General features: G+C 71.0%; 1 protein-coding gene. It reads right to left on the bottom strand.

Annotated elements, in window-relative coordinates; genetic code table 11:
* On the bottom strand, positions 1-262 hold a 262-nt coding region (locus tag ASC93_RS08985), incomplete at both ends, for an AMP-binding protein (protein ID WP_157201814.1).

Here is a 262-nt window from a genome sequence, read left to right as displayed (position 1 = left end):
GACGGCCACGCCCTTGGGCTGGCCGGTGGAACCGGACGTGTAGATCACGTAGCACAGGCGCTCGGGATGGACGGCGAGGTCCGGGTTGGTGTCGGCGTCCACCGCGTCGTGGCGGGCGTCCAAACAGAGTACGGGCAGTTCCGGCCCGACCGGCAGCCGGGCCAGCAGCTTCGTATCGGTCACCAGCAGCGCGGGCGCCGAATCGGCCAGCATGTGAGACAGGCGCGCGGCGGGATAGGCGGGATCGAGCGGCACGTACGCG

This window comes from Massilia sp. Root335 (assembly GCF_001425685.1).
Taxonomy (GTDB): Bacteria; Pseudomonadota; Gammaproteobacteria; order Burkholderiales; family Burkholderiaceae_D; genus Telluria; species Telluria luteola.
Note: the sequence above shows the minus strand (reverse complement) of the source record. Positions and strands in the feature narration are given on the sequence as shown.